Here is a 7,119-nt window from a genome sequence, read left to right as displayed (position 1 = left end):
GGGGGGCCGGGGCACGCCTGTTCGTTGGGACGAGGGTCGGATGGGGGTCTTGCTGCTGTCCTTCTTTGTTTCTCCGGCGGGGGGGTCCGGCACGCCCCGGCCGCGGCGGTGCTGCGGCAAAGGCCGCCCGGTGCCCCCGTGGGTGCGGGGCGTGCGGGGGTCACGGAAGCCGCACCACCGTCTCGCCCTCGGCGGTGTCGATGTGCACCGCCGAGATGCGGGGGCCGGCCGCGGGGTCGACGAGGACGTCGAGCGCGGCGAGTCCGGGCCACCGGTCCGCCCAAGCCCGCTCAGGCTCCCGTGCCTGGCCCGTCTCAAGGCGCCGCAGCGACGTCGGGCAGACCCGGTGCCCGGCCGCCTTGAGATCGCCCGGCACCCGTGCCGCGCGCGCCTGCGGGTCGCCGTAGCTCAGGAAGAACGGCAGCACCAGGCTGCGCCACGACAGGTCGAACGCCGCCTCCGCCCACGGCACGCTCCCTCCGTCGGCCCGGACCGATTCGCCGCGGAAGAGGTCCGGATCCGCTCCGGTGACCGTCTCCACCGCGCGTGCGGTGGACTCGATGTCGTCGGTCAGCGCCGCCCAGTTGAGGAAGTCCGGCCCGTCCGCCGTCCGTTCCAGGAACAGCCGGCCGAAGTCCTCGCCCGCCAGCCGCCGTTCGTCGTGGGTGACGAGCAGCTCCAGGTACTGCACGTCGGGCGTGTCGAAGGGCACCACCCAGCTCGCCGTGCCGTCCGGGTTGGGGCTGCCGTCGGTGATGCCGAACCCGTACTCGTCCCACAGCAGTTCGCGCAGCGGATCGATGGTCCGCGCGCCGAGGATCACGTGGTCGATGCGCATCAGGAGGCACCGCCCAGGGCGTGCGAGGGGCACATGCTGTACGGCAGGGTCTCCCAGTCGTCGCCGACCAGGCCGGCCGCCATGCCCTTGCCGGTGGCGCGCGCCGAGAGCAGCCCGTGCCCGGCGTGGCCGGCCGACAGGAAGATCCGCTCGTGGCCGGGCAGTGCGCCCGCCAGCGGCCGTCCGGTGCCGGACACCGGGCGCAGTCCGGCGCGGAGTTCCACGGGCACCGAGTCCGCGAGCCCCGGCATGACGGTCGTGGCGAACCGCAGCAGGTTGGCGATGCCCTGGGTGGTCACGTGCTCGGCGAACCCCGTGTCCTCCTCCGTCGCACCGACGATCACGTCGTCACCGACCCCGGGCGCGAGGTAGTAGGCGGAGGACAGGATGCAGTTCAGCTCCTCGCCGGTCCGCAGCACCGCCATCTGCCCGCGCTGCGGCCGGACTCCGGTCGCCTCGGCCAGGCCCTTGCCCGAGCTCCAGGCGCCGGCGGTGATCACCACCCGGTCCGCGCGGAGCGTCCCGTCGGAGGTCACCACCGAGACGGCCGCGCCCTCCTCGCGCACCTCCCGCACCGTGACGCCCTGTTGCCAGTCGACGCCCCGGGCCAGGCACCGGCGCCGTACGGCGTCCAGGTAGCGGCGGCCGTCGATCATCAGCCCGTCCGGGTCGAGGAGGTAGCGCCTGCTGGTCGGCAGCTTGAGCCCGGGCGCGGCCTGCGCGAGGGCGCCGCCCTCCACCCAGTCGCCGACGCCGAGCCCGCTCAGCACGTCGCCGTGGGCCTCGACGTCCGTCTCGCGCAGCGCGCGCAGGATGGGCCTGGCCACGCTGAACGCGCCGTACTCCGGCTCCAGCCGGGCGACGTCGGCGTCCAGGTCCCGCTTGGCGGTGCGCAGCCAGTCGTAGAACTCCCGGTCGGTGAGGTAGCGCAGCGAGGGGACCGCCACCCCCGCCGCGCGGTTGGTCGAGTGCCCGGGTTCGGCACCGGAGTCGAGCACCCGGACGGACGCCCCGCTGTCGCTCAACTCCTCGGCGAGGCAGGCGCCGACGATCCCTCCGCCGATGAGCGTGAAGTCAGGGGGTGATGACGGTGACGACGGCATGTCCTGCACCTTCCATTTCGGCCGCGCCGGCGAGTACCAGCGAGCGGGTGGTCACGTCGCTGTCGCTGTGGACAGCCATGGGTGGGCCGGCCAGGCCGCGGGCCTGGCGCAGCAGATGGACGGGTTTGCCCCGCAGGGCGAGGCGGAACCAGCCGCCGGGCCGGTCCGCGACCCTGGCCAGGCACTGGAGCCGGACGGTGCCGTCGCCGTGGTAGCGCTGGAGGCCTTCCACGCACCAGACGAGTTCCACCGCGTCCGGGGGCACCTCGGCCCGGGGCCCGTCGAGTTCGAGCCGGGCCAGCGGCGGCGGGCCGAACCCGCCGGTGTCGTGGTCCCACACGGCCCGGCCGCGCGCGATGCCCTCGGCGAGCGGGGGCGGCGGGCAGATCCGGCCGCCGTCGACCAGGACGGTGGGCAGCGCCGGGTCGCCCCGGTCGTCCAGCCCCGAAGCGTCCTGCCCCGACCCGTCCAGCGCCGACCCGGGCGGCGCCGACGGCAGATCGGTCAGGGTCAGCTGCGGCAGGATGCGCCGCCCCGCCAGCCGGGCGGCGGTCGCGCGCCCCCCGCGCGAGGTCAGCGAGAAGGCCGCACCGGCCACCAGCACCGACGCCGCGGACGGCCGCAGCAGCAGCGGCCGCTCGCGCCAGTCGCCCGGCGGGTCGGCCGGTACGAACGGCCCCGAGAGCGCCCCGAGTTCGTCCCAGGGCAGCGCGTCCACGAGCCCGGCCGGATCCCCCGGGCCGCTGGTGCCGAGCAGTACGGGACCGCCAGGGGTCTCGACGCGGGCCAGCAACTCGGCCCGCCTGGACACCGGCAGGCCGTCGCCGTCACGCCACTCGTGGATCTGCGCCACCGCGCTCTGGAGCCCGGCGACGGCCGAGGCCGTCCGTTCGGCCGCCTCGGTGAGCAGCAGCCCGGTCTCCTTGCCCGCGTCCTGGTCCGCCGACCCGGCGACCCGCCGGGAGCCGGTGACCCGGCCCGTCGCGTCCCGTTCGAGGCGCAGCGTGTCGAGCGAGACGGTCAGCCGCGGCGCGCCGCGGGTGGGCGTGACGATTCCGGAGGCACGGGTCCTGGTCTCAGCCACGGGCCACCGCCCGCAGCCCGACGAGCCCGGTCGGCAGCCGGAACCCGGCGTTGGCGAACGACACCGGCACCGGGTACTGCCCCAGCTTCCCGCAGCCCCCGGTGGCCCGCAGGTAGGCGGCGACGCGGTGCTCGTAGGGCCGCAGGCCTGCGAGCACCCGCGCTCCGTCACCGGTCACCGTCAGCGGGCCCAGCCGGGCGGTGCTGCCGTCGACGCGGTGCAGCAGGGAGAACGGGGCGTGGAAGACGAAGGCGCCCGAGGCGATGTTCATCATGTCCAGCCGCAGCCCGTACGGGGCGATCCAGTCGCCCGAGGGCGGCTCCGGCTCGGCCGTGGGCTCGATCAGGGCCACGGTGTGGGTCATCCGGGGGATCGCCGGATGCCGGTAGTTCTGTTTGCGCCCGTGGCCCGTGCCGGGGCCGCCGCCGAGCAGGGCGGCGAGCGCCCGGTCGGTCATCGGCCGCCCCACCGTGCCCCGGTCGATCAGCCGCAGGGTGCGGCACGGGGTGCCCTCGTCGTCGAACGGGCTGCGGTAGCCCGGCCCGTCGTGCGCACCGCCGTCGAGCACCGACAGCCACGCGGGTGCGACCCGCCGCCCGGCGCGCGCCCCGAGGTAGCTCGTTCCGGACGCGACCACGTCGGCCTCCATCGGGTGCCCGACGATCTCGTGGAAGAACGCCCCGGCGAGGCCGGGCAGCAGCACGAGGTCGGCGCCGTCCGGGAGTTCGGCGGCGAGCGGCAGTGCGAGGCGTTCGCGCACCGCGTCGGCCGTCCGCACGGCCGCGTCCCGCAGCCCGCCCGGGTCGGAGCCCGCAGGGGCGCACAGCAGTGACCGGGAGTGGACGGTGCCGTCGTCACCGGTCAGCCTGGTCTCCAGGGTCGTGACGATCCGCTCGGTGGTGGCGACGCGGTCCGCTCCGCCGGCGGCGACGTGCTGCTGGGCCACCCCCAGGGTCAGCTCCGCGCCGGTCTCGGCGGCGATCCCGGCGAGCTCGGCGCGCAGCTCGGGGGTCAGCTCGAACAGCGGCCGTTCCTGCACCTCGCGCAGCGCGTCGGCGGCCTCCGGGCCCGCTCCGGCGGCGCCCGAGGCCAGCAGGTCGTCGCCGTCGGCGAAGCGGTGCTCGGTGAAGCCCCGGTCGAGGTGCCGTTCGACGCTCATCCCGCGCACCGAGGTCCGCTCGGTGGAGACGGTGCCGTCCGGGAGCACGTCGGCCCGCATCCGCAGCGAGTGCTCGGCGAAGAGCGTGGTGTGCGTCATCGCGTGCCGCTCCCGTCGCTGTTGGTGCCGCTGTCGGTGCCGCAGCTGCCGATGATCTGCATCCGCAGCTCGCTGGTGTAGCGCCGGCCTTCGCCGTCGCGCAGCCACAGCTCGTCCGGTCCCGGTGCCATCCGCTCCACGCCCAACTGCTCGGCGCCGCGCGCCACATGGCTGATCAGGTCCGCCGCGAGCGGTGAGGCCAGGTCGATCAGGTACGGCTTGCGCTCATGGGCGCTGCGGCAGAAGACGAACCGCGTTCCGGTGTCCCGGGCCAGCCTGCGCAGCGCGAGGAACCGCGCCTCGGGCTCCGGTGCCGCGAGCGCCGCGGTGGGCACCTGCCACCGGGACCGCTGCAGGACGACCGATCCCAGGGCCACTTCGGGCTGTGCGTCCTCGGTGGTGAAGGTGGGGTGGAGCACCTGCGGATGCGAAAGGGCGGCGATCGGGGCGTACTTGACGAAGTCGCTCAGCGGAACGTACGCGCTGACCGCCTTGCCGTCCGGATCGTGCAGGGTGACGTCGTGCGGCCCGATGCGGACGGTGAGGTCCTCCGGCTTCAGCAGCTCCGGCTGGTCGTGGTCGGTCCAGGTCAGCGGGCGCATCGCGACCTCACGGCCGGGGAAGCGGTAGTAGCCCTTGTTGCGGCGCCCGAAGTCGAGGCCGACGACCGCGCCGTCCTGCGCCGCCGTCCAGGCGGCGGCGTCCGCGCCGAGCCGGTCCGGATCCGGGTGCATCGTGCCCAGCCAGCTGCGCACCAGCAGGTGGTGGTGGGCGCGGGAGAGGACGAGCGGGGCGTCCGCGCTGAGCCCGGCGGCGTCCGGTGCCGCGGGGCACAGGTCGATGACCGCGTACCGGTCGCCGTCCAGCGCCCCGGCCTCCTCGGTCAGCCGCTCGACCTCGGCCCGCCAGTCGGCGCCGGGGTAGACGGGGGCGTGGGCCGCCTGGAAGGTGCTGGTCGAGTCGGACCGGCTCGCGGCCGCTCGGGTCGCGTACGTGAGGAGGTCCAACTCCGTGGCCGGTGCCCCGGTTGGGCCCGTTTCTCCTGCGGTCCCGTCCGTGAAGGCGTCGCGCACTGCGGCCGCCGCGGCGCGCTGGGCGGCCTGCCCGTGCGCGGTGCACACCTCCAGCACGGGGGCGAGCTGCCGCTCCCAGTCGCCGACCAGCCCGGCTCCGAGGGTCAGCGCGAAGGGCGACGCGCACTCCTCGAAGAACACGGCGCGGTCGGCGTACGCCGCACCGGCGCCCCTCCTGGCCGGCCTGCCGGTGAACTCGGTGAACCGCTCCTCCAGGGCGGCGACGGCGGCCGCCTTGCGGTCCAGCGGCGCCTGCGCCAACTCGTCGATGAGGGAGGCGAGTTCAGCCACCCGGTCGAGCCACAGCTCGCGGGCCGGTGAGGCGGGCAGCGCGGAGAGCTGGTCCCGCAGCGTCGCGAGGGGCTCCAGGTCGTAGTCGCCGCCGCCGAGGCCGATGGTGACGGCCTCCTCGGCCACCAGCCGCATCAGCGTCCTGGCCACGTCGCGGGCCGGCTGCCCGGCGGCGCGCACCACGTCGCGGAACACCGTTCCGTCCGGGGCCACGAGCGGCAGCAGCGGCTCCCGCGCCGCGTCACCCCGTCCGGTGGAGTGGAACGCGAGATGCGGAAGGATCCTGGGGTCCCGGGCGATCGCCGTGGCCAGCGCACGCGCCGCCCAGTGCGAGAAGAACACCCGGCGGACGCGGGGCACGTCGTCGCGCAGCACGGCACCCTCGCCCTCGCCCACCGTGCCGTACGCCATGGGCCCGAAGAAGCTCACCGTCTCGTTCTTCGCGCAGAACCGCTGCACGTACGTGAACATCTGCCGGCGCACCCGGCGCCAGCGCGAGGTCAGCGGGCCTTCGTACGCCAGCAGCGGGAGCAGCATGTTGCGGTACGCGTCCGGGTTGGACAGGAACACGGCCTCGGAGACCCCCGGATCCGCCAGCAGGTCCCGCAGCCGCTTTCCGGCCTCGTCGTCGGCCTGCCGGCAGGCGAGCGCGTAGCGTTCCCAGGCGTCGGCCCAGGCGCTCACCGCCCGGCTCCACTGCGGCCCGCCGGACGACGCCGGCAGCTGCCGCGCCCGTCCGCGCAGCACGTCGGAGCGCAGCGACTCGGCGCGGGGCCCGCTGAACTGCGTCTCCACCAACTCCAGGACGGTCCGCTCGCGGTCGAGCAGCTCGTCCGCGAGTTCCAGCAGGGAGTGGGGCGCGCCCAGCTCCTCCAGCCAGTCGAACGGCATTCCCGCATGGCGCAGGATGAACTCCCGCCCGATGCGCCACTGTCGGCTCACTGGCTCCTCCGCATCACACCGGCCTGGACCAGCCGGTCGGTCAGTTTCCTTCGGGCACCGTCGCTGATCCGGTCCAGGACGGCGGTGTCGCCGGACGAGAGCCGCTCCACGACCGGCGTCAGCTTCGGATGCAGCCGGAACGCGCTGCCCGTCCGCAGGTTCACCACGAACGAACCCGGGCCCTGGCCGTCCGGGCCGGGCCCCTCCCCGGCGACGACGGCGGCCGACGGCTCCCAGACCGCCGTCCCGTCCGGTGCGGCGAGCACGCAGCAGGCGAACCGGCCGGGGAACAGGTCGGCCACGGCGCCGAGTTCGGAGTTGAGTGCGCCGATCGCCGCGGTGCGCGCCGTTTCGTCGAGCGTCCCGGGCCCGCTGAACCGGTCCCAGCGGGGCAGGTCGTTGCCTGGGGCGGTGTGCCGGATCAGCGGCACACCGCCCCCAGCCTTCGGTGCCCCGCCGCCCCAGACCACCGGCAACCAGAACAGGCCGAGCCCCCCGAGCCAAGGGCCCCGCCCGGACAGCAGGCTCCG

6 protein-coding genes are annotated in these 7,119 nt (G+C 75.2%); all 6 read right to left on the bottom strand.

The window, feature by feature from the left end; all coding sequences use genetic code 11:
- Positions 1-160: 160 nt before the first annotated feature.
- Positions 161-838 carry a VOC family protein gene (locus tag ACFVX9_RS19715; RefSeq protein WP_387982705.1) on the bottom strand — a complete coding sequence of 226 codons (678 nt, stop codon included), beginning with the start codon at positions 836-838 and terminating at the stop codon, positions 161-163.
- Positions 838-1,941, bottom strand: coding sequence for an NAD(P)/FAD-dependent oxidoreductase (locus tag ACFVX9_RS19710; protein WP_387982704.1), 1,104 nt, complete (start codon positions 1,939-1,941; stop codon positions 838-840). Before ACFVX9_RS19710 ends, ACFVX9_RS19715 begins: the two co-directional genes overlap by 1 nt.
- Entirely contained in the window at positions 1,913-3,025 is a 1,113-nt protein-coding gene (locus ACFVX9_RS19705; RefSeq protein WP_387982703.1) for a hypothetical protein, read from the bottom strand. Before ACFVX9_RS19705 ends, ACFVX9_RS19710 begins: the two co-directional genes overlap by 29 nt.
- Positions 3,018-4,283, bottom strand: coding sequence for a metallopeptidase TldD-related protein (locus tag ACFVX9_RS19700; protein ID WP_387982701.1), 1,266 nt, complete (start codon positions 4,281-4,283; stop codon positions 3,018-3,020). Before ACFVX9_RS19700 ends, ACFVX9_RS19705 begins: the two co-directional genes overlap by 8 nt.
- On the bottom strand, positions 4,280-6,589 hold the full coding sequence (locus ACFVX9_RS19695) for a lantibiotic dehydratase (RefSeq protein WP_387982699.1): 2,310 nt from the start codon (positions 6,587-6,589) through the stop codon (positions 4,280-4,282). Before ACFVX9_RS19695 ends, ACFVX9_RS19700 begins: the two co-directional genes overlap by 4 nt.
- Positions 6,586-7,119, bottom strand: a 534-nt coding sequence (locus tag ACFVX9_RS19690) for a hypothetical protein (protein WP_387982697.1), incomplete at its 5' end; no start/stop codon positions are given. The genes ACFVX9_RS19695 and ACFVX9_RS19690, both read right to left, overlap by 4 nt.

This window comes from Kitasatospora sp. NPDC058243 (assembly GCF_042882025.1).
GTDB lineage: Bacteria > Actinomycetota > Actinomycetes > Streptomycetales > Streptomycetaceae > Kitasatospora.
Note: the sequence above shows the minus strand (reverse complement) of the source record. Positions and strands in the feature narration are given on the sequence as shown.